A 21,941-nucleotide genomic window follows, 5' to 3' on the forward strand; every position below is an offset into this window, starting at 1 on the left:
CAGTCTCTCCTGAGCGTCTCAACCGTCTCTCCGGCCCGTCCCACCGTCTCCCCGGTGCGCCCCCAGCGCCTCAGCAGCGCCGGTGAAGGGGGTTCTAAGGATAACCGCATACCTCCGCAACCGAAAAATGACGTCTTGAACGATTTTTTTGCATTTTCCTAATTAGTTTAATGATTTCAAACAATTAAATAAGACCGATGACCACTTAGAAGCTCCAATTAGACCGCTCTCGGCCGAGGGCGCCTTTACCCTTACTGCGTCGCATTCAAGCCCCACGCTATATATAGTCCAACGCCCGCACTCGACCACAAGACTCAACCGAGTCGTCATTATCCCAATGAGTCGGATTTTGGGAAATTTCCGGTTCCGAGACGTGATTCAGGTTCACAGAGAAGACATCTCGTAACCCCGACTCTTGCGCATTCGCGCAGGATGCTGTGAGGTCGCCAATTAGAGATGCCCAGGCTTACCGCAATATGATATCCAAACACGCTGACACTTTTCCTCGCATTAGCACCGTTGGTTTTGACGGCCTTCTGATTTCCTTCGCCGATACGATGGCCGAACCGTCGAACCGTGCGGCGCTGGCTTTTCGCGGTGCAATCGATTCAGCCTCGTGGGACGGCATTCTCGAAACCTCCGCATCTCTGGCATCGGCCTATGTCCGGTTCGACCCGGACAAGTTAACCCACGCCGAGATCCGGGATCGCGTGCAGCGCCTATTGAAGCAACAAGACTGGTTTGAGGCATCACTGCCCTTGGGCCGCAGACTGTGGCGCGTCCCTACGGTTTATGGCGGTGAACTTGCGCCGCAACTGGATGAGGCCGCGGCAGCCGCAGGACTGGACCCGGCCGAGGCTGTAAGGCGCCTCGGTGAAACGAGGGTTCGCGTATTGACCATCGGCTTTGCGCCCGGTCAGCCGTATCTTGGCCCGCTTGGGCCGGAGTTCAACATTCCGCGGCTGAAGGAACTGACACCGATGGTGCCCGAGGGGGCTTTGGTTTTGGCCATTTCTCAATTCGTGCTGTTCTCGGGGCCCACGCCGACCGGATGGCGGCACGTGGGCCAAACGGCTTTTCGCTGTTTCCGTCCCGAGGCAGCGCAGAGTTTCGCGTTAAGACCGGGCGACGAGATGCAATTCCTGTCAGTGTCCCGCGACGAGTTGGAAGCCATCCGTGCCAATGACGCGGACGGATCAGGTGGGGCCACCTGCGAGGAGATCGTGTGATGAGCTTGATCGTCCACCGCATCGGTCCGGCTTGCACGATACAGGATCAGGGGCGCACCGGATATCTGGATCAAGGGCTTTCCCGTTCCGGGGCTGCAGATCTGCTCGCCTTGCATGAAGGCGCGGCGTTGTTGGGTCAAAGCCCCGAGCTTGCGGCGCTGGAGATGGCGGGCCTGGGTGGGGAGTTCGAGGCGACGCAACCGACGGGCATTGCCCTGACCGGCGCGACGATGCAGGCCAGCATTGACGGATCGCCAGTCGTTTGGAATGCGTCTCACCATATGGAAGCGGGGCAGCGGTTGACGATTGGCGCTGCGACGCGCGGGAACTATGGCTACCTGCATGTAGGCGGCGGAATTGCCTCGGAAGAATTCCTGGGGTCACGCTCGGCGCATTTGACGGCCAAAATTGGTCAGGCCGTTCAGGCCGGAGATACTTTGCCCGCCCACGGTGAACCCTGCACAACCGCCATGAAGCTTCCGCCCGATGACCGGTTTTCCGGCGGTGTTCTGCGTGTGGTCGCCAGCTTTCAGACCCCATTGTTCGACACGGACACTCTGAACCGCTTTACCCAGACCGAATTTCAGCGCGGCAGCAGAGCCAACCGAATGGGGATGCAGCTGGATAGTGATGGGAAAGGGTTCGCGGCCAAAGGGCAGCTGAACATATTGTCCGAAGTCATCACCCCTGGGGACATACAGATGACAGGCACAGGGAACCCGTTCATCCTGTTACCCGAATGCCAGACCACCGGCGGGTATCCTCGCATCGCGACCGTCCTGCCCTGCGACCTGCCGCGGGCGGCGCAGACACCGGTCGGCGTAAATGTCAGATTTCAGTTCGTGCCACTGGACGAAGCCACTGTGCTGCAAGCCGCCTACAAGGCAGAGCTGGCCAAGTTGCCCACGCGGATCGAACCATTGGTCCGTGACCCGCATGACATCCCGGACCTGTTGTCCTACCAATTGATAAGCGGAATGATCTCTGCCGCCGACTAAGGAGAGTTGCCGATGCCAAGCGTCGATCTGAATGCCGATATGGGAGAGAGCTTTGGCCCCTGGAATATGGGCGATGACGAAAGCCTGCTGAAGATCATCACTTCGGCCAATATCGCGTGCGGTTTCCACGCAGGGGACCCGGACGTCATGGCAAAGACAATGACTCTGGCCGCTGACAACGGTGTCGGCATAGGGGCACATCCCGGATTTCCAGACCTGCAGGGCTTTGGCCGGCGCAACATGAAAGTGCCGCACAATAGCCTGCGCAATCTCGTGCGTTATCAACTGGGCGCAGCCCAAGGTATGGCGGCAGCCGTCGGTACGAATTTACGGCATCTGAAACTGCATGGGGCGCTGGCTAATATGTGCTCGGTCGACATTGATATGGCGCGGGCCTGTTACCAGGGCGCTTTGGATGTCGACCCGGATATCATCATCATGGTTTTGGCTGTCACCAAACAGGAAGCGGCCGTACGCGACCTGGGATGCAAATGGGTCGGAGAGATTTTTGCCGACCGCGCCTATAACGACGACGGCACTCTGGTAGACCGCAGCCTGCCCGGCGCAATCATCCACGACCCGGAAGTCGCCGGACCCCGCATCCTGAACATGGTGCGAGAAGGCGCCATCATCACCGAAAGTGGGCAACGGCTGGACACATCCATCGACACAATTTGCCTTCACGGCGATGGCCCCACTGCAGTTCAAATTGCCCGTTCGGTCCGGGAGAACCTGATTGACGGCGGTGTCGAAGTGACAAAATTCACCCGTTAGACAGGCAATCGTAAGCTCAACGACCCACTTTCTTACTGTTGCCTGCACGGGATTCAGCCCCTAGCATGCCTGCAAGTGCATGTTCTGAATACCACAATTCCAAGCAACGCCATGCCGGATTGGTATGGGCAAGGAGGTTGGCCAATGTCTTTTGATCTGAAGTCTTACGAACCGCGCGGTGACAAGAAGAACTCGGAATTCTTCAACGAATACCTGCCGATGATCTATGAACGCCGCAACAGTTCGGGCGTGGCCGAACAGGTCGGCCCCATGAGGGCGATCGTGATACAGGTCGAGGCGGATGCGGTGTTCGACACCCTGCTCGAGCTTTATGTCATGACGCCCTATCGCCATACAGCCAGCTATCTGGGGCAGACCCACAGGTTTTCGGTGCTGCACTCACATGCCGACTATCCGGCAATGATCGTGATGGCACCGCTGAGCCCGACATTCGAGGACTTTATCCCTCGCATCAACCGCATGTACCCGCTGGCTCGAAACACGCCCCAGACCCGATATGTTGGAGAGGTGTTTGGCGCCAGGGACCTGAACACCCTCAGCAAAACGCTGGAAGATCAAAACATCCGGTTCGAGTATAAGGGCGACACTGAGAATCCATTCTACACGATGGAAGGGTTTCGCTTTACCACGCCGTCGGATTTCACGTGTAACCGGGTCGGCTATTCGACGCTGGACTTCAACGACCCCGATAGTTTGGGCCTTGGAGACCGGGTATTGTTGAGCGACGACGAACAGGCACGGCTGGATCAGGCGGCGGCGTTTGGGGCGGACAGCAAGATCGCACCCTTAATGCTGGGGATCGACCATCTGGCCACGCGGATTCTGGCGGGCGAGCGTGAGGACGCGATCCTCGAATTCCTGACAATGGTTCCTTATTATTTCTGGGGCGCGTACAACATCTTCGACATGAACTCGTCGACCAATGTGAACCGGAACGCGAATGTGGATGACGACAAGAAATCCCCTGCCAAGGTCTTCACCGCCAACAACACCCCATCCTTTGTGAACTCATTCGAACAGCTGCCCATGCCGACCGAGGATTTCGTGCGGAACTTTGGGCGCCGCCTGCATCATATGGCCGTCGAGATCCAGGACGGCGATCATGGCGCGGGCGAAAAGAACGTCGATTTCGTGGTCAACACGCTTAAGGACAAGGGCGTGCCGTTCCTGGCCCACGTGGTGGGTGAATGTAAGGACGACCCGAACCTCAAGCAGATTTTCTCGAAACACTCGAAATACACCCTGCTGATCACCGAGTATATCGAACGCTGCCACCACTATGACGGGTTCTTCACCAAGGACAACGTGGCGGCCCTGACTGCTGCGGCGGGTCAGGACGAACAGTACGAACACGGCCACGTCTTTGATTAAAAAAGGCTGCGAGTTGCCTCGCAGCCCAGATCCGTTCAGGAGAGTATGTCGAGCCTTATGACGGCCCGATCATGAAACAAGTGACGTTCCGGGCCTGAAGCCGGCGACAGGCCAGATCGGCCTGTTCACGGGTCATGCCCTGGAACGTCGCATCAAAGCCGCGCGAGCTTTGGTTCACCTTGCGCAGCGTGCCTTCCAGAGTGGTCATTTCCGATAGCGCGGTTTTCAGCAAAACCTTTTCCGCCTCATATCGGGTGGTATAGCGGCCCACATTGACGCCCCAGAGGCGTCCGCCTGATGTGGACAGTCGGGTTACAATCTCTTGTTCCGGCTCTGGTTGCGCTGCCGGGTCGGTTGAGGCCAGAACCAGGTCTTCCGGGCGTGCAGCCGGACGCGGTGCGTCCCCGTCGCCAGCCGGTTGGATGTCGGCGGCCGCAATGGCTGCGGCGATTCCATTCTGAATACGAGCACCGTTCTTGGCGGCGGTTTCCGCCACCGTGCCTGCCACCTGAACAGCTGCTCCCGGCCCGGGGCGTAGGACCGGCCGCAGGCTGTTCTTCGGTGCGCCGACCAGACTCGCGACTTTTACTGCGTCGCCCAGCCCTACATTTCCGGCATATGCCGGGCGCGCGGGTTTACGGATTGGCGCGCGCGACGGGGCGCGGCGGAATCCCATGTCCAGCAACTCTGCCACTTTGGCGTTGCGAGACGCACCGGATTGCCCGCCAAAAACCGTGGCGATGATGCGTTCGTCCTTACGCTTGGCCGATGCAACCAGGTTAAAGCCAGCGGCCCGCGTGTATCCGGTTTTGATTCCGTCCGCACCTTTGTAGGCAGCCAGAAGGCGACGATTTGTGTTGGGGACCGTCTTTATCCCTGCATGAGTCGATTGGCGCGAAAACAGGTTGTAATACTGCGGGTAATCATAAAGCAGATGCCGCCCCAGCGTGGTCATGTCCCGCGCGGTGGACAAATGGCCGGACTCGGTCAAGCCATGTGCGTTCTTGAAGGTCGTGCGGCTCATGCCCATTGCCTTGGCGGTACGTGTCATGCGGCGGGCGAATGCGGCCTCGGACCCGCTGATTGCAATCCCGATGGCCGTTGCCGCGTCATTTGCGGACTTCACCGCAGCCGCGCGGATCAGATAGCGGAACGCAATCGTCTGCCCGGTACGCAAGCCTAGTTTCGAGGGGGGTTCGGACGACGCCTTTTTTGTGATTCGAACCGGAGTGTCCAAGGTGATCTCGCCATTCCGCACCGCTTCGAACGCGATGTAGAGCGTCATCATCTTGGTCAGTGATGCCGGATGCAGCCTTGTGTCTGCGTTGCGCGAATGCAGAACCTCTCCGGTTCGTGCGTCGATGACCATCGCCGCATATGGTGCTGCTATCCCTTGCAACGGCGCAAAGGAGAGCAGCCACAAGAATGCTATAAGAAATAAGCCCATTCGGGCCGGAACTGTCCGCCGAACCTGCACGATCTTTGCCTCTGTCTACCTCTGGCCGCCGGGTTTTCCCGGTCAGCACCAATTTTGTTTTATTACCCTCAACGGTATCACAGAGACCCAATGAAATAAACCGAAAGCGTTCAATTTCGCTGTTTCGTTATTCCCCGCGCCGGACACCACATATGGGCCACAGGGCGCGGCGAACCACTAAATCCACAGGGTCGGCGCGCGGAAATCCCTGACCTCAAGTCGTTTTTCAAAAACTGCGGCCAATTGGCAACATCAACTCAGGCGCTGAACATACTCCGCCAGATCGCCCAAATCTCGAAGCTCTTTATAGCGTGGATGACCCGCCGGTATTTCGGCCTTCTCGATTTCCCAGACCAGCCCGTGCGGAACATAGACGCCCCAACACCCGGCCTGAATCGGGGCAACCACGTCGGATCGCATCGAATTGCCCACCATCATTGCAGTTTCCGGCCCCTCACCATGTCGCGCAAAGATATCGCGGTAGGTTTGTTCCGATTTCTCGGACACGATCTCGACCTCATCAAACAGATCGCCAAGGCCGGACTGCGCCAGCTTTCTTTCCTGATCGATCAGATCTCCCTTGGTGATCAGAATCACCCGATGCGTTTCCGCCACCGCCTCAACGGCGTCTCGCGCGTGCGGCAAAAGTTCAATCGGATGGGCCAGCATGTCCTGTCCGGCCTCGATCAATTGACGGATAACCGAGGATGGAACCCGGTCTTCGGTCACTTCGATCGCGGTTTCGATCATCGACAGAGTGAACCCTTTGATTCCGTACCCGTAGTGCCGAATATTGCGCTTTTCCGCCGCCAACAGCCGGTCCATCAGGTGGTCGCGATCGGCGTGATCAGCCAGCAATTCGGCGAAATGCGCTTGTGTCAGCTGGAAAAACCGTTCGTTATGCCATAAGGTATCATCCGCATCGAACCCAACCGTGGTCAGCGTTTTTTCCATTTCGATTACGTCCTGCTGGCTCTTTTCTCTGACCCCCTGCACGTTATATAACCGACCAGACAAACCGAAGCCTGAATCGGACAAAGGCGCGCAATGACTGAATACCAATGGATGATGTCTGACAAACCGGACGACGACGGTGACCCGTCGCTGTTGGTGCAGACGCGCCCCAAGACCAAGCGCCCGCCTTTGTACAAAGTGCTGCTGCTGAATGACGATTACACCCCAATGGAATTCGTGGTGCATGTGTTGGAGCGGTTCTTTGGCATGACCCATGCCGAGGCGTTTGAGATTATGCTGACTGTCCATAAAAAGGGCGTAGCCGTCGTAGGCGTCTTTAGCCACGAGATTGCCGAGACCAAAGTGGGCCAGGTCATGGATTTCGCCCGCAGACACCAGCACCCCCTGCAATGCACAATGGAACGTGAAGAGTAAGGTCATTGCGACCCTCTCTTGCGAAATTGCCGATGTCCCCTCGCCTAGACCTTGCCTTGCAAAGCGGCCTTGAGCTGTCGCAGCCACTGACCGTTTTGGGGCCGACGCTGGCCAGTGAACTGTCAACATTGCCACACGACACGCAGGTGGTGCAGCCGTTTAAGCCGTTTCACGACCACTTTGCCCAACAGGGTTTTGCGGCCACGCCGGAATCTCATGAGCCTTGTCAGGATGCCATCGTGATCCTACCTCGCGCCAAGGCTCTGGCGCGGAGCATGGTGTATCAGGCCTGTCAACGTGCAAGCGGGCAGATCATTATCGACGGGGCCAAAACCGATGGGGTGGACAGCCTGCTGAAAGACATCCGCAAACGCGTCGATGTCGAAGGGCCCATTGCCAAGGCGCATGGCAAGATCTTCTGGTTCCGATCCGCACCCGAAGCGTTTGCCGACTGGTCCGCGCCCGAAGTGCAGACCGTCGACGGATTTCGCACCGCGCCCGGTGTATTTTCTGCTGATGGAATCGATCCGGCTTCGGCGCTGTTGCTGAAATCACTGCCCGACAAGCTGGGTGCCCGGATCGCCGATCTGGGCGCAGGCTGGGGGTATCTGTCGGCCGGAGTGCTCAAGATAGCCAACCCACGCACACTGCACTTGGTCGAGGCTGACCACATCGCCCTGACCTGCGCACGCGCCAATCTGGCCGATACCTGTGCTCAGTTTCACTGGGCCGACGCCATTACCTGGACCGCGCCGGAACCGCTGGACACGGTGATCATGAACCCACCGTTTCATACCTCGCGCGCTGCCGACCCGGAATTGGGTCAGGGCTTTATCAAATCCGCCGCTCGAAACCTGACCCGCAGCGGCAACCTGTGGATGGTTGCTAACCGGCACCTGCCCTACGAGGTCACGCTGACCGAGAATTTTGCACAGGTTCACGAAGCGTCCGGCGACAATCGGTTCAAGGTGTTTCACGCCTCTCGCCCTCGACGGTGATCCCGGTTAATCTGCACCGCAAATCAGGAGGCAACGCATGTCCTTTTCCATCGCCGGCAAGACAGCCATCGTCACAGGCAGCGCCAACGGCGTCGGACTGGCAATCGGGCGCCATTTCGCGGAGGCAGGAGCCAACGTCATGTTCGCCGACATGGATGAAAAACGGCTGGCCGAAGAACTGGGCGAACAGGCGGACGACAGCAATATCAGGTTCTTCGCTGGCGATCTGCGGGAAAAGCTGACCATTGCGAACCTGCTGTCAGCTACGCTTGATGCCTTTGATCAGGTAGATATTTTGATCAATGGCGCACGACAGGTGATCCCGTCCGATCCGCTGGACACCGAGGATGACTCGGTCCGTTCGTTGCTTAACCAGAACCTAATGCCCGCCCTGCGTCTAAGCCAGGCGGTCGCCAAACGAATGATCAAACAGGCAGGTGACGATGACGAAGGCCCCGCCGGATCAATCATCAATTTGTCCTCGATTGCTGCGCGGCGTACGCACCCAGACCTGATGGCCTATTCCGTGTCCACGGCGGCACTGGATCAATTGACCCGATCGCTGGCAGTGGCTTTGGCCCCTAACCGAATTCGCGTCAACTCCATCGCGCTTGGATCGGTGATGAGTGCCTCGCTGCAGTCCACCTTGAAAGAGAACCGAGATTTTCGGGACGATATCGAAAAACACACACCACTCGCCCGGATCGCGGCTCCGAATGAACTGACCGAAACGGCGCAGTTCCTGGCCTCGGACGCCGCCGGGTTCATCACTGGCCAAATCCTGACAATTGACGGCGGCCGCACCCTGCTGGACCCCGTTGCAGCCCCTGCACACTAATCCCCATGTTTGATTCAGAAAAAGCAACCGCCGCCACCTGGTTCCGCCAATTGCGCGACGAAATCGTCACCGCCTTCGAGGCGCTTGAAGATACCCACAACACCGGGCCCTTCGCGGATGCCAAGCCCGGGCGGTTTGAGGTCAAGGAGACCAAACGCCAATCGGATGACGGCTCCGATGCGGGCGGCGGATTGATGTCTGTGATGCGCGGCGGACGGGTATTCGAAAAGGTCGGCGTCAATGTCTCGACCGTTTTCGGAACTCTTGGCGAACGCGCGCAGCATGCCATGGCGGCGCGCAAGGGTATCCCGGGGATGACGGAAGATCCGCGTTTCTGGGCCTCGGGCATTTCCCTTGTTGCGCATATGCGTAACCCGCATGTTCCAGCCGTTCACATGAATACCCGCATGTTCTGGACACCGCACGCATGGTGGTTCGGTGGTGGTTCAGATCTGAACCCGTGCATCGAATATGATGAGGACACGGCGCATTTCCACGCCACCCAAAAGGCGCATCTGGACCCGCATGGGTTAGGTCATTACCCCCGCCTGAAGGACTGGGCAGACGAGTACTTCTATATCCCGCACCGAAAGCGCGCCCGTGGCGTCGGCGGGATCTTTATGGATGACTATTGCACCGGAGACTGGGCAGCGGATTTCGCGCTGACTCAGGATATCGGCCGCGCGTTTCTGCCGGCCTTCCTGCCACTGGTCGAAAAACGCCGGGTGCAGGGCTTTGGAGAGGCCGAGAAAGACACGCAACTGGTGCACCGGGGCCTGTATGCGGAATACAACCTCGTTTACGATCGGGGCACGAAATTCGGGCTGGAAACCGGCCATGATCCGGATGCTGTACTGATGAGCCTGCCGCCATTGGCCAAATGGGTCTGATGACTTACCGGAAGCCAAAGTCCATGAAATTGTCCCAGCAATAACCTTGAGCGGACCCCGCAGACATGTTCTCGCCCACGCGTTTCACGGTGACCGAATAGCCCGGAGTGGTATCGACCCCTTCGGGCGGAGTTAAAGAGAACTGCACTGTGCGGGTCTGTTTTTCATAGGCACGGGTGATATAGATGCGCTGCGTTGCCTTGGTCCTGAGCGTGCGAATGGCAAAGTCGCCAATACCACACCAATAGGAAACCGGAGCGGACGACCCGCTAACAGAGACTTGGTAATCCCCATTTTTCAGTGGCGTGACGGTGGTTTGAAAAGCCGGATAAACACCAACACCAAACCCGATTCCCTGCGCGAATCCCGGCCACAGCATCACTGTTGCCACGGCGGCCATTTTCAAAACTCGCATAGTCGCAATACCCATTTTTTAAACAGAACTATCCAAAGATCATAGTCGGCCATTGGGCTGAGTAAAGCCGGGGCACATCGGTCTTGGATTTGACCATCAACGCCCCAGACTGTACCCACACGGCCAAAAAAGTATATTTCCGGGCAACAAGAAACTAAAATCCAGAGCTGTACTAGGCAGGGGATTGTATTGAGCAAAGCGTTTCCTAAAGACTGGTTTGACATCCCGCCCGAAAAATACGCGGATTTCGGTGCCATGTTCTATTTGGCGGGTCTGACCAAAGCCCATCAGAAACGCAGTCTCGCTCAGGTTCTTTATGCCTTCGAAACTCCGCTCCGGTTGGGGCAATACCACATCTTTCGGCAAAACGGCTTCCCACGCGGGTTCGTAACATTCGCTGGGCTCAGCGCAGAGGCAGAGTACAGATATGCGGTCGAGGAAAAACCTCTGACCGATAAAGACTTCACCAGTGGCAACTCATTCTGGATCGTAGATCTGGTTGCTCCGTTCGGACAAACCAATCAGATTGTAGATATGCTGAAGAAAAGCATCCCCCATCCGCGGGTTCGTACGAACCGGATGGACAGTGACATGTCGCGAAACCGGATCGTGGAATGGACCCGCGACGATGCGGGCGAAGTACACATGCAGTTGTATCGCAAGCAAGAGTTCGAGCGGATTCTGGCGGGAGAGGGCATGTAGAATGGTTTCAATCACTATCACTGGCGACACAACCGGCAATGTCACCGGCGACCCACCAAACCAGGAGACTGGCGACCTGGTTCTGGATAGCAACGTTACCATTCTTTCACAGGAATGGACTATCTCATCGCAACCAGCTTTCGGAACCGCCAGCATCCTTCCTAACGGAGAATGGACCTATACGGTCGACCCCACTTTCTTCGATAGTCTCGATTTTAACGAGACCGTCGAGGATACATTCACGGTTCAGGTAACGGGCGAATACAGTGGTTTTTTTGGGCCAGTAGGTTTCGTACGTGAGCAGAATATAACGATCACGATCGAAGGAGTCTGCTTTACAGCGGGTACCATAATCGACACAGAGGAAGGCGCGCGACGGATCGAGACCCTTTCGGTTGGCGACTATGTGCTTACCGAGGACAATGGCCCGCAACCGATCCGTTGGATCGAAAGCAGCGCCCTGCCCCCAGACCGGTTACGAGACAACCCCGCGATGCGTCCCGTTCGGATCAAATCGGGCAGCTTGGGAGCGGGGCGGCCAAAACGGGATCTGTTGGTGTCACAGCAACACCGCATTCTGGTCAGTGGGCCGAAAGTGGAGCTGCTGTTCGGCGCACCCGAAGCCTTGGTTGCGGCCAAGCATCTGTGTTCCTGGCCTGGTATCGCAATTGAAACCACAGACGATCCGGTCGAGTATTTTCACATCCTACTGGACAATCACGAGATACTGACGGCCGATGGAGCATTGGCCGAAAGCCTGTTTCTGGGTGAAGAATCCCTATACACCCTGTCATCAGACGCATTGCAGGAGCTTTCCGCCATCTTCCCCGACACACCTGCCCCAGACGGCATGGGTTTTGGACGCGCCGCCCGCCTGATCCTGCGTGAATTCGAGGTGCGTGCGCTGGCTTAGTGTCCGCCCAAGTGCCCGCCGACGTCCTGAGGCGCCAACGCAACCGTTTTGATAACCGCAAAACACGGTTTATCCGGGGCCAATCCCAGCGCGTCGACCGAACGCCGGGTAACACGCGCCAGAATGGTGCCAGCAGGCGTTTTCACCGACACAATCGCCCCCGGCCCCTCGCCCGCGCGGATTGTGTCGACGGTGCCCGGCAAAACGTTCAAGGCAGACAACCCTTCGGGGCGTTTGCTGGACAGGATGACCTCTTGCGCCGGAATACGGATGCGCAACTCTTCAGCAACCTCATGTGGAATGCGCGGCAGAAACAACTGGGCACCACCCGCGTCCAGTTCGGTCAGCCCGTCCGAATGGTGCTTGGCCACCCGAACCTGAAGCACAGCACCGACTGCCCGAACACCGGCCGGAGCGACCGATGGATCCGCCAGAACCTCCGAGGCAGGACCGTGCCTTAGCGCTTTGCCGTCCTGCAACGCCACAACCGACGTGGCCAGTCGCGCAACCTCGGCTGCCGAATGGGTGACGTAAAGAATCGGCACCGAGACTTCATCCCGCAACCGTTCGAAATAGGGCAAAATCTCAGCCTTTCGCGCGTCGTCCAAAGCTGCCAGCGGTTCATCCGCCAAGATCAGGCGCGGGCTGGCCAGAAGGGCGCGGCCAATGGCGACACGTTGCTTTTCGCCACCAGACAATCCCGCAGGACGGCGATCCAGAAGGTGCCCGATCCCCAGCATTTCGATCACCTTGTCCGGGTTTTCACGCCGCGCGCCCCTTGGCGCAAACCATTGCCCATAGAAAAGGTTCTGGCGAACGGTCAGATGCGGAAACAGACGGCCTTCCTGAAAGATGTAACCCAGTCGCCGTTTGTGCGGCGGCAACCAGAGGCCCCGATCCGTGTCGAACAGATCCCACCCGTCTACAGACACCCGCCCAGCCTTTGGCCTCAGCAGTCCGGCAACTGCGTTGACGACGGTTGTTTTTCCCGATCCCGAACGCCCGAACAGAACCGTCACGCCGGGAGGGGCGTCAAAGCTGAGATCCAGCTTGATGTCGGGCAGGTCATGCTGCAGGTGGACAGACAGGCTCATGATCCGGCCACCCGAGCCGCAACGCGCCTGCCGACGAACTCGGACAGTAATAACGCCCCCATGGCGATAACAATTGAGATCACAACCAGCCGGGTCGCCGCAGCTTCGCCACCCGGCACCTGCAGGAAAGCGTAGACGGCAGACGGCAACGTCTGGGTCTGGCCAGGTATGTTCGAGACAAATGTGATTGTGGCACCGAACTCTCCCATCGCCTTGGCAAAGGCAAGGATCGCACCCGCGATGACGCCGGGCAGGATCATGGGCAAGGTAACCGTAGCGAACACAAGCGGACGCGAGGCACCAAGCGTCGCGCCCGCTTGCTCAAGCTTGGGGTCGACGGCCTCAATAGACAGGCGGATAGCCCGCACCATAAGCGGGAAAGCCATAATCCCGGCAGCCAGCGCCGCCCCGGTCCAACGGAAAGCAACGACGATTCCGAATTCGGCTAGCAGCTTGCCCAACGGCCCCTGAATTCCGAAGGTCAGAAGCAGCAGATAACCGGTCACCACCGGCGGCAGAATCAAGGGCAAATGCACCAGCCCGTTCAACACCTGCCGACCTGGAAACCGCCAGCGGGCCAGCGCATAGGCAACGAACACTCCGAACGGCAATGTCACCAGGGTAGCCCAAAACGACACACGCAGCGACAGCTTCAGTGCTTCCAGCTCTGCAGGTCCCAGCCAACCCATGCAGTTACCCGTTCGGCAGGGCAAAACCCTGCTTTTCAAAAATGGCCCGGGCAACCTCAGATTGCAGATGTGTCAGAAAAACCTGCGCGTCCTGTGCGCCTACTTTCGTCACAGCCGCAGGGTAGACAATGGAAGGATGCAAATCTGATGGGAATTCCGCAACAACACGCACCCTGTCCTCGGCCTGCGCATCGGACCGATAAACGATCCCCAGCGGAGCGGCCCCCGCCGCAACAAGCGCAAGTGCTGCACGCACGTTGTCGGTCTGCGCGATCTGACCCTGCACGCCTTTCCACAGCCCCAGGCTTTCCAGCGCCGCCTTTCCGTAAATCCCGGCCGGAACAGCGTCGACCAGAGCCATAGCCAGATACCCTCCATCCAGTGCCGTGTTCAGATCGACCTCGGGGCTCATCTCGCCGAGATCCGAACGATCAGCGCCGCCGATGAGAACCAGCCCATTGCCCAGAAGGTCCACACGGGTGTCCGTGTCAATAAGGTCCTGTTCTTCCAGAACATCCATCCAGTCTTCATTGGCCGAGATGAACAGGTCCGCCGGAGCACCCAACTGAATCTGTCGTGCCAAAACAGACGAAGCCGCATATGAGACGATCACTTCGTGGCCCGTCTGCTGCTCGAAATTGGCGGCAACCTCGTCCAATGCGTTTTTCAGGCTGGCAGCGGCAAATACCAATATCCCCTCAGCCCCCGCGCGAAGCGGAGCCAGCGTCAATACGCCCAGGACCAGGGCCGCGATCAAAACTCGGCGCGCGTGGGACAGGATCTTTCTACTCCCAACCGGAAAGTTGCAGTCCCTCCGGGGATATCTGAGGCGGCAGGTGACACGCAAGCGACTTTGCAAACATCGGCAATGCTGAACTTGAGCCGAAAGCGCAGACCCCCGGTCAAACCGGGTTCAGGGATCATTTCAATCTCAAACAAAGAAATTGTGTCACACCCTCTTGCGCCCGGGCGCAGGCTTGGCTACATGCACCGTCACGGGTGATTAGCTCAGTTGGTAGAGCGCTTCGTTTACACCGAAGATGTCGGGAGTTCGAGTCTCTCATCACCCACCATTCTCCTCAGATGTATCGCAGGGCCTCGCGTCACACGGATTGCCACTTTGCAACCGATTGCAAGTCTGATGCAATAGTGCATAGTATTTTCACCATGAATTCACGTATCAGCCATACCCCGAACCGCGGGCGCCAATCATGAGTGTCACCTTAAAAGACGTCGCTGCATTGGCCGGTGTTTCGCGGTCTGCCGTTTCCAGAACATTCACCGAGGGTGCGTCCGTTTCAGCCAAAACACGGAGCAAGGTGGAAAAGGCCGCGCAAGAACTGGGGTATAGCCCGAATGCGCTGGCTTCTTCATTGACGACCGGCCGTACAAAGTTGATCGGGCTGATATCCAACAACTTCCACAACCCCATTTTCCTTGAGGTGTTCGACCAGTTCACTCGGGCTCTACAGGAACGGGGTCTGCGTCCCCTCATCGTGAATCTGACCGATGAAACGGAACCAGCCAACTCGGTTCGAATGCTGCGGCAATACTCGGTCGACGCCGCGATCGTTGCCTCGTCCACCCTGCCGCCCAGCTTTGCAAAAGCGTTCCACGACGCCGGAGTTCCTGTCGTGCACACGTTCGGACGCTCGGCCACGTCGCCAGAAGTCCACGTTGTGGGAATCGACAACGTCGAATGCGGTCGGATGGCAGCACGGGAACTACTGGCACGCGGGTATCGGCGCGTTGGGTATCTGGGCGGGCCCAAGGATGCGACCTCGTCCATGGATCGGTATCGCGGCTTCATGGAAGAGGTCGAGAAACATTCCGATCTCGAAGTGTCTCACTCTTTTGCAGGCGCGTATTCTTTCGAGGCCGGGCGCGAGGAAATGCTGAAGCTGTTAAAGGATGAACCGGCAGACGGGTACTTCTGCGGCGACGACATCCTGTCTATCGGGGCGCTATCCGCCCTGTCGGATCATGGCCTGAAGCCCGGCGAAGAAATCGGAATAATCGGCCTGAACGACATGGAAATGTCCCGCTGGGAGAGCGTGAATCTGACGACGATTCACCAGCCGATCAAGCAGATCATCACGTCTTCGGTCGATCTGGTCGAGGAAATGCTGAAAGACCCGCAGCGCTATCCTGAGGCACGGATCTTTCCCTGTCGCGTAATCGAGCGAGGCACGCTGCGGCCCCGCCCATAATCAACGAAACATCGGTGGGCGCGCGTCCGTCCAGGCGCCGTCGGCCTTGGACGAAGCGACCGCTGCATGGACCGCCGCAATCGAACGAACCCCATCGGATGGCGTTGGAAGACCGTCCCGGACCTCTCCTTGAATCGCGTCGGCCAGATCGCAATAGATGTTTGCAACTGCTAGCGGGAACCCTTCGGGATGCGCGATGGCGACACGGGACAGGCGCTGCGCTTCGTCGTGCAGCCCACCTTCGCCCTTTTCAATGATCTGCGTGCGGCCGCCAACGGGTGTGTGAATCAGCTGATTGGGTTGCTCGGACGCCCAGCGAAGACCACCAGTTTCACCAAACACCTGAATGTCAAAGCCGTGCTGACGCCCGATGGCCACGGAAGAGGTCCACAACCGGCCAACCGCGCCGCCTTCTGTGCGGAAGTTGATCATCGCATCATCTTCCAATTCACGGCTTGAGATGGTCGAAGCCATGTCGGCTGACAGGGTTTTCACCTCATCATCACTGATGAAGCTGGCCATGTGCAACGCGTGAATACCGCAGTCGGCGAACTGTCCCGATACACCCGCCATCGCCGGATCATAGCGCCAGCGGACGCGTGGATTGTCGGCGTCGGTTGCGTCGCCGTGGTGGCCGTGGCTGAAATTTGTCACAACCAGCCGGACTTTGCCGATTTCCCCGGCCCGCACCATTGCACGGGCCTGTCGGACCATCGGATAAGCGGAATAACAGTAGTTCACTGCACAAATCTTGCCCGAGGCTTCGGCCACGCGCACGATCTCTTCCCCTTCTTCCACTGTCATGGTCATGGGTTTTTCGCACAGCACGTTGAATCCGGCCTCAAGAAACGCCTTGGCGATCTCGAAATGAGTCGAGTTCGGCGTTGCAATCGTCACCAGATCAATCCGATCCGTGCGGTCTTTTTCGCCTGCCAGCATCTCTTGCCAGTCGCCATAGGCGCGGTCTGCCGCAACGCCCAGCCTTTGGGCATATTCGCGACCGACATCGGGCCGGTGATCCAGCGCACCGGCGGCGAATTCGAACATCCCGTCCGCCAATGCGCCCAATCGGTGCGCTGGTCCGATCTGGCTGCCTTCGCCACCACCAATCATTCCCCATTTCAACTTTGCCATGGTTCTCGTCTCTCTTAGGTGTATTCGTTTTTCAGTGTTCAGAGCCCGCTGACCTGTTGCCACTGGCGTTGCTCTGACGACTTCAAAGCCGCAGCTAGCACGCAGTTGACCTCATGCCCGTCGCGGAATGTGGGCCAGATCGCTTTTCCGGTATGGATGGCTTCAAGGAAGTCCTTGGCCTCAATGATGATCTGGTCCTGATATCCGGTCCCATGTCCGGGTCCCTGGCAGAACGGCTCATAATCCGGATGGGCCGGACCCGTCAGGATCTTGGTAAAGCCTCTTTCCGCCTCAGGCCCTTCGCAACGATAGAGCCACAGGGCATTCTGATCTTCCTGATCGAACCGGATGGCGCCTTTTGTACCTGATATTTCATAGGCATAGCCCATCTTTCGGCCCGTCGATATCCGGCTGACGTAAATGTTTCCCATCGCGCCACTGGCGAAGCGGCACATGATCTGGGCGTGGTCATCATTGGTCACCGGGCCGCCGGGACGCTCGTGGTGAACGGTTTCCACTTCGGCCATAACCTCGACAATCGGCCCGATCAGAGCCATGGCGCCATTGACCATATGCGGAGCCAGATCGCCAATCGTACCGTTGGCCATTCCGGTTGTGCGCCATGTGGCCGGAGCCTCAGGGTCTGCATAGAAATCCTCGGTATGCTCGCCGCGGAACCAGGTTATGTCCCCCAGCTCACCCTGCGCAATCAGCTGGCGCGCGAACTGGGTCGCCGGGGTACGCACATAGTTGAACCCGACCATGTTGGTGACACCGGCCGCCTCAGCCGCTGCAACCATGGCCTGACCGTCCTCCAGCGACGAACCAAGCGGCTTTTCACACAGGACTGGTTTGCCTAGCGCAAACGCCACCTCTGCGATCTGTCGATGCGTTGTTTGTGGCGAGGCAATCACCACAGCCTCGACCGCCGGGTCGTTGACCAGCACGCGCCAATCCTCGGTCGCGCGTCGGAAACCATAAGCCGCGCGATACCGCTCGGCGCTTTCCGGGCTGGACGCACAGATCATCTCAAGACGCGGTCGCAACGCAGTATTGAACACCGCGCCGACGGCAGACATCGCGACCGAATGAGCCTTGCCCATATAGCCGCCACCAACGATTCCAATTCCGATTTCAGGCATCTGTCACGGCTCCGAACAATGTATTTGCAACCGGTTGCAAAATCAGTATCGTGTGAATCGATTCAACGCAAGGACCAACGATCCTTGCCAGCCCCTTTTTGCCGGAGGTGACGACGTGAGCGCTTTGATAGACGGTATCAAAGGAAACCGGTTTGCGGTCTTTGGCCGTGCGGGCATGGACGTGTACGCAGACCCTGTTGGCGTCAAAAGCGAAGACGCCGACACGTTCCACGCCGATCTGGGTGGATCGTCTGCGAATATCTGCGCCGGGTTGGTCAAACTGGGCAGCCAGGCGTCGCTGATCACTTCGGTCTCAGATGACGCCGTAGGCCGGTTCTGCATGAACAAGCTGGCGCATTACGGCGTCGACACCTCTTACATCCGGGTCGTCGGTGGCGAATACCGTATGTCACTTGCCGTCTATGAAAGCCGGATCGAGAATTTCCAGAATGTTATCTATCGCAACGGTGCCGTCGACTTTCAGGTGACCGAGGGCGATATGGATAAGGTCGACTACGACAAGTTCTCGGCGGTGATCTCGGCCGGAACAGTGTTCGCCTCGGAACCGTCGCGCAGCGCCACGTTTCGCGCATTCGACAACGCCCGCAAGGCAGGCTTGCCGATCATATTCGACATCGACTACCGCCCCTACAGCTGGCCATCACCCGAAGTCGCAGCAGAGGTTCTATCGCGTGCGGGCGAGGCCAGCGACCTGATCGTCGGCAATGACGAAGAGTTCGGATTTATGGCCGGAGGCATCGAAAAGGGCTTGGACAAGGCAAAGGAACTGGCAGCAAAACCGGGGCGTATCGTCATCTACAAGATGGGCGAAAAAGGCGCAGTCACGTTGGTGGACGGACAGGAAATCGAAACCGGCATCTATCCGGTTACCGCCGTCAAACCCAATGGTGCTGGCGACAGCTTTATGGCTGGCCTGCTGGCCTCAATCGCCGCGGGCAGCCAGCTCAAAGACGCCGTCATGCGCGGCTCGGCCTGCGCATCAATTGTCGTATCAAAACCCGGGTGTGCCCCGGCCATGCCAACAATACCGGAACTGGACGCGTTTCTCGCCTCCCATCCCGGCCCTACGACATAGGAGACTCCCATGCATATCGCACCCTATGACAATCAGAACAAACCCATCGTCGATGCGGACGATCCCACGGTGCCGCTGAACTATTTCAACATCGTCAAACTGAAAAACGGCGAAGCGTTCGAGTATCAGGTGCCGGGTTATGAGACCTGCATCGTTCCCGCCACCGGCAGCGTCGATGTTGACGTCGAAGGGGTACACTTTGCCAAATTGGGCAACCGGGGCGAAGACGTTTGGGACGGCGACCCGGAAGGTGTTTACGTGCCGGTCGGTGCCAAGGTCCAACTGGTCTGCGTGTCAGATGAAACCGAAGTTTTCATTGCGGGCGCCAAGCACGACAAGGTGCTGGATCCGTTCGACGTGCGTGAACATGATTTGGTTCAATACGGCAGCGACGACACCAAAACTCATCGCAAGATCAAGCACATCCTCGGCCAGAAACAGCACGACAAGGTCGGTCGCCTGCTGGTCAGTGAGCTGTTCACCGTTGGTCAGGGCGGTTGGTCCGGCTTCCCTAGCCATAAGCACGACACCGACCGTCTGCCGGACGAAACCCGGCACGACGAGACCTATAACTTCCGCTTCAAACCCAACTGGGGGTCCGGCCTGCAGATGCTGCAGCGCGAGGACAACGAGCCAGGCGATGCGTATCACATCGTCGACGGCTCAACGATCTGCATCGACAAGGGATACCACCCCTGCTGCGTGTTGCCGGGGTACGAGATGTATTATTTCACCATCCTCGGCGGCCTGACGCAGCGCTCTCTGGTCCAGTTTTTCCAGCCCACCCATGCCTATCAGGTCGAAACGATCCCGGGCATCAAAGACATGATTGCCAAGTTCAAATGACCCTAGTCACTCTCAGAGACGTTCTGACCCCGGCATACGAACAAGGCTACGCCGTCGGGGGCCTCGTCACCCTTGGGTGGGAAGACATGCGAGCCTATGTGGCCGCAGCCGAGGCTGAAAACGCACCAGTGATCCTGCAGGCAGGCCCAAGCTGCCGCGAGCATACTCCGCTGCCCATTCTGGGTAAGATGTTTCGCCACCTGGCCGAGAACGCCTCGGTTCCGGTCGCGGCCCATCTGGACCACGGTTACACGTTCGAGGACTGCAAGATCGCGCTGGACAGCGGGTTCACATCGCTGATGTTCGACGGCTCGCGCAAGCCCCTGCAACAGAATATCGACGAAACCGCCGCCATTGCCGAAATGGCACATGCGGCCGGTATATCCTGCGAAGGCGAGATCGGGTTCGTGGGCTATTCCGGCGGTGAAGGGTCGAACGGGACCGATCCGTCCGAGGCCGCAAAGTTCGCCCGTGAAAGCGGCGTGGACGCAATGGCCATCTCGGTCGGCAACGTCCACCTACAGCAAAACAAAGAGGGCGGGCTGGACGAGGCTCGCATTGCAGAAATCGACGCCGCGACCGATGTGCCGCTGGTCATTCACGGCGGGTCTGGCGTGCCGGTAGAACAACGTAGCCGGTTGGCGCGCGAAACATCGATCTGCAAGTTCAACATCGGAACTGAGTTGCGTATGGCGTTTGGCAATGCCCTGCGCGAGGCGGTCAACCGAGATCCGGAACGGTTCGATCGCGTGACGATCCTGAAAGAAACCCATGACCCGGTTGAGGCCGCAGCCCGCATGGTGATCCGCGCCTTTGGAGCCCCGCCGCAAGGGTAAATCCTTGGGGCGGGATCGGTTTCGACTATCCGTCCCGCTCCATAATCCATTCGACTTCGGGGGCCGGGACGAACCGCCATTTCCGCAGCGGTCCGGCCATGACGTTCAGATAGTACATTTCGAACCCGTAAGGCGCACCGCAAGGGTGATGGCCGCGCGGGACAGTCACGACGTCTCCGTCCGAAACAGCCATGGTTTCATCCAGTTGGCCATCATCAGTGTAGACCCGCTGAATGCCAAAACCGTTGGCCGGGTTCAGACGGTGGTAATAGGTCTCTTCCAGATAGGTGATCCGGGGATAGTCGTCCTCGTCATGGCGGTGGCTTGGGTAGGACGACCAGTGACCGTTCGGCGTAAAGACTTCGGTCACGAGCAAACTGTCGGCGTAGTCCTCGGCTTCCATCGCAATGTTGTTGATGTAGCGCGTATTCACGCCCTTTCCCCGCTCGGTCAGGGTTATACCTTCCGGCCCGATCCGGCGCGCCTCGTGACCACCTTTGCCCGGCGCTGAACACACGGCGATCACACAATCGGTTTCGGCCACGGCCGTCCAGTCGGTGCCATTCGGAAAGTACAGGCAATGCGGCGGCGTCTTCTCGAACACATTCATCCGGTCACCCAGAACGCCCCAATCCTGCCCTGCTCCGGTGATCCTGGCCTTACCCTCGACCATGACCAGGATGACCTCACGATCACCGGTTACCTCACTGGCTGTGTCCCCCGGCTTCAGGTGGTAAAGACCGAAGCCGACATAGCGCCAGCCGGCGCTGGCCGGTGTAATGTCGTGCACCTTGCCCCGGGTTCCGAACGGTTTTTTCAGCAGGTCTGCCATGTGCATTCTCCTTATTGGGCGGGCCTGAATGGCCCACCGGGTCTTGA

At 58.4% G+C, this 21,941-nt stretch carries 23 protein-coding genes and 1 tRNA gene; 15 read left to right on the forward strand and 9 right to left on the reverse strand.

What is annotated here, in order from left to right; all coding sequences use genetic code 11:
• Positions 1-476 precede the first annotated feature (476 nt).
• From ACR0J0_RS11020 to ACR0J0_RS11035, 4 genes are all read left to right on the forward strand, one after another.
• Positions 477-1,229: a 5-oxoprolinase subunit B family protein gene (locus ACR0J0_RS11020; RefSeq protein WP_480663883.1), complete on the forward strand. Its 753-nt coding sequence runs from the start codon at positions 477-479 to the stop codon at positions 1,227-1,229.
• Positions 1,229-2,227, forward strand: a complete 999-nt coding sequence (locus ACR0J0_RS11025; RefSeq protein ID WP_480663885.1) for a 5-oxoprolinase subunit C family protein — start codon at positions 1,229-1,231, stop codon at positions 2,225-2,227. Before ACR0J0_RS11020 ends, ACR0J0_RS11025 begins: the two co-directional genes overlap by 1 nt.
• Before the next feature lie 12 nt (positions 2,228-2,239).
• Positions 2,240-3,001: a LamB/YcsF family protein gene (locus tag ACR0J0_RS11030; RefSeq protein ID WP_480663887.1), complete on the forward strand. Its 762-nt coding sequence runs from the start codon at positions 2,240-2,242 to the stop codon at positions 2,999-3,001.
• Positions 3,002-3,145: 144 nt separating this feature from the next.
• Complete coding sequence (locus ACR0J0_RS11035; RefSeq protein ID WP_480663889.1) at positions 3,146-4,393, forward strand: hypothetical protein; 1,248 nt, start codon at positions 3,146-3,148, stop codon at positions 4,391-4,393.
• A 55-nt stretch (positions 4,394-4,448) separates the two neighbouring features.
• Here the strand turns inward: ACR0J0_RS11035 and ACR0J0_RS11040 are convergent, their stop codons facing one another.
• Both ACR0J0_RS11040 and ACR0J0_RS11045 read right to left on the reverse strand, forming a co-directional pair.
• A complete protein-coding gene (locus tag ACR0J0_RS11040; RefSeq protein WP_480663891.1) occupies positions 4,449-5,840 on the reverse strand; it encodes a D-alanyl-D-alanine carboxypeptidase family protein in 1,392 nt (463 codons plus the stop codon).
• 282 nt (positions 5,841-6,122) lie between these two features.
• Positions 6,123-6,824 carry an HAD family hydrolase gene (locus ACR0J0_RS11045; protein WP_480663893.1) on the reverse strand — a complete coding sequence of 234 codons (702 nt, stop codon included), beginning with the start codon at positions 6,822-6,824 and terminating at the stop codon, positions 6,123-6,125.
• A 93-nt stretch (positions 6,825-6,917) separates the two neighbouring features.
• Here ACR0J0_RS11045 and clpS point away from each other — a divergent pair, with 93 nt between their 5' ends.
• Genes clpS through hemF form a run of 4 tightly spaced genes read left to right on the forward strand, consistent with a single transcriptional unit; the run spans position 6,918 to position 9,985 of the window.
• On the forward strand, positions 6,918-7,259 hold the full coding sequence (gene clpS / locus ACR0J0_RS11050; RefSeq protein WP_480663895.1) for an ATP-dependent Clp protease adapter ClpS: 342 nt from the start codon (positions 6,918-6,920) through the stop codon (positions 7,257-7,259).
• Positions 7,260-7,291: 32 nt separating this feature from the next.
• Positions 7,292-8,257, forward strand: a complete 966-nt coding sequence (locus ACR0J0_RS11055; RefSeq protein WP_480663897.1) for a class I SAM-dependent methyltransferase — start codon at positions 7,292-7,294, stop codon at positions 8,255-8,257.
• Positions 8,258-8,294: 37 nt separating this feature from the next.
• Entirely contained in the window at positions 8,295-9,095 is an 801-nt protein-coding gene (locus ACR0J0_RS11060; RefSeq protein WP_480663899.1) for an SDR family NAD(P)-dependent oxidoreductase, read from the forward strand.
• 5 nt (positions 9,096-9,100) lie between these two features.
• Complete coding sequence (hemF, locus tag ACR0J0_RS11065) at positions 9,101-9,985, forward strand: oxygen-dependent coproporphyrinogen oxidase (RefSeq protein WP_480663901.1); 885 nt, start codon at positions 9,101-9,103, stop codon at positions 9,983-9,985.
• 4 nt (positions 9,986-9,989) lie between these two features.
• Here the strand turns inward: hemF and ACR0J0_RS11070 are convergent, their stop codons facing one another.
• Entirely contained in the window at positions 9,990-10,400 is a 411-nt protein-coding gene (locus tag ACR0J0_RS11070) for a hypothetical protein (protein ID WP_480663903.1), read from the reverse strand.
• Between the two features lie 189 nt (positions 10,401-10,589).
• Here ACR0J0_RS11070 and ACR0J0_RS11075 point away from each other — a divergent pair, with 189 nt between their 5' ends.
• Positions 10,590-11,102, forward strand: a complete 513-nt coding sequence (locus ACR0J0_RS11075; protein WP_480663905.1) for a toxin-activating lysine-acyltransferase — start codon at positions 10,590-10,592, stop codon at positions 11,100-11,102.
• Position 11,103: 1 nt separating this feature from the next.
• Positions 11,104-12,015: a Hint domain-containing protein gene (locus ACR0J0_RS11080; protein ID WP_480663907.1), complete on the forward strand. Its 912-nt coding sequence runs from the start codon at positions 11,104-11,106 to the stop codon at positions 12,013-12,015.
• Here ACR0J0_RS11080 and modC read toward each other — a convergent pair.
• From modC to modA, 3 genes are read right to left on the reverse strand one after another with little or no spacing between them, the layout of a single operon-like run.
• Positions 12,012-13,109, reverse strand: coding sequence for a molybdenum ABC transporter ATP-binding protein (gene modC / locus ACR0J0_RS11085; RefSeq protein ID WP_480663909.1), 1,098 nt, complete (start codon positions 13,107-13,109; stop codon positions 12,012-12,014). The genes ACR0J0_RS11080 and modC overlap by 4 nt on opposite strands.
• Entirely contained in the window at positions 13,106-13,798 is a 693-nt protein-coding gene (gene modB, locus ACR0J0_RS11090; RefSeq protein ID WP_239338730.1) for a molybdate ABC transporter permease subunit, read from the reverse strand. The genes modC and modB overlap by 4 nt, the downstream gene beginning before the upstream one ends.
• Before the next feature lie 4 nt (positions 13,799-13,802).
• Positions 13,803-14,555 carry a molybdate ABC transporter substrate-binding protein gene (modA, locus tag ACR0J0_RS11095; protein WP_480663911.1) on the reverse strand — a complete coding sequence of 251 codons (753 nt, stop codon included), beginning with the start codon at positions 14,553-14,555 and terminating at the stop codon, positions 13,803-13,805.
• Positions 14,556-14,795: 240 nt separating this feature from the next.
• Between modA and ACR0J0_RS11100 the strand changes: the two genes are divergently transcribed.
• Both ACR0J0_RS11100 and ACR0J0_RS11105 read left to right on the forward strand, forming a co-directional pair.
• Positions 14,796-14,871: transfer RNA gene (locus ACR0J0_RS11100), tRNA-Val, on the forward strand.
• 138 nt (positions 14,872-15,009) lie between these two features.
• Positions 15,010-16,008, forward strand: a complete 999-nt coding sequence (locus ACR0J0_RS11105; RefSeq protein ID WP_480663913.1) for a LacI family DNA-binding transcriptional regulator — start codon at positions 15,010-15,012, stop codon at positions 16,006-16,008.
• Here the strand turns inward: ACR0J0_RS11105 and ACR0J0_RS11110 are convergent, their stop codons facing one another.
• Together ACR0J0_RS11110 and ACR0J0_RS11115 are read right to left on the reverse strand one after the other, a co-directional pair.
• The gene (locus ACR0J0_RS11110; protein ID WP_480663915.1) at positions 16,009-17,142 is read right to left on the reverse strand and encodes a Gfo/Idh/MocA family protein; all 1,134 of its coding nucleotides are present in this window, start codon (positions 17,140-17,142) and stop codon (positions 16,009-16,011) included.
• 38 nt (positions 17,143-17,180) lie between these two features.
• Positions 17,181-18,284, reverse strand: a complete 1,104-nt coding sequence (locus ACR0J0_RS11115) for a Gfo/Idh/MocA family protein (RefSeq protein WP_480663917.1) — start codon at positions 18,282-18,284, stop codon at positions 17,181-17,183.
• A 115-nt stretch (positions 18,285-18,399) separates the two neighbouring features.
• Between ACR0J0_RS11115 and iolC the strand changes: the two genes are divergently transcribed.
• The 3 genes from iolC to ACR0J0_RS11130 are packed head-to-tail and all read left to right on the forward strand — an operon-like array spanning position 18,400 to position 21,062.
• A complete protein-coding gene (gene iolC, locus ACR0J0_RS11120; protein WP_480663919.1) occupies positions 18,400-19,380 on the forward strand; it encodes a 5-dehydro-2-deoxygluconokinase in 981 nt (326 codons plus the stop codon).
• A gap of 9 nt (positions 19,381-19,389) precedes the next feature.
• Positions 19,390-20,226, forward strand: a complete 837-nt coding sequence (locus ACR0J0_RS11125) for a 5-deoxy-glucuronate isomerase (protein WP_480663921.1) — start codon at positions 19,390-19,392, stop codon at positions 20,224-20,226.
• Entirely contained in the window at positions 20,223-21,062 is an 840-nt protein-coding gene (locus ACR0J0_RS11130) for a class II fructose-bisphosphate aldolase (RefSeq protein WP_480663923.1), read from the forward strand. The genes ACR0J0_RS11125 and ACR0J0_RS11130 overlap by 4 nt, the downstream gene beginning before the upstream one ends.
• A 25-nt stretch (positions 21,063-21,087) precedes the next feature.
• Here the strand turns inward: ACR0J0_RS11130 and iolB are convergent, their stop codons facing one another.
• Positions 21,088-21,894 (reverse strand): 5-deoxy-glucuronate isomerase, encoded by an 807-nt coding sequence (gene iolB, locus ACR0J0_RS11135; RefSeq protein WP_480663925.1) that lies wholly within the window; start codon positions 21,892-21,894, stop codon positions 21,088-21,090.
• Between the last annotated feature and the right edge of the window lie 47 nt (positions 21,895-21,941).

Source organism: Ruegeria sp. BF12, assembly GCF_056538705.1.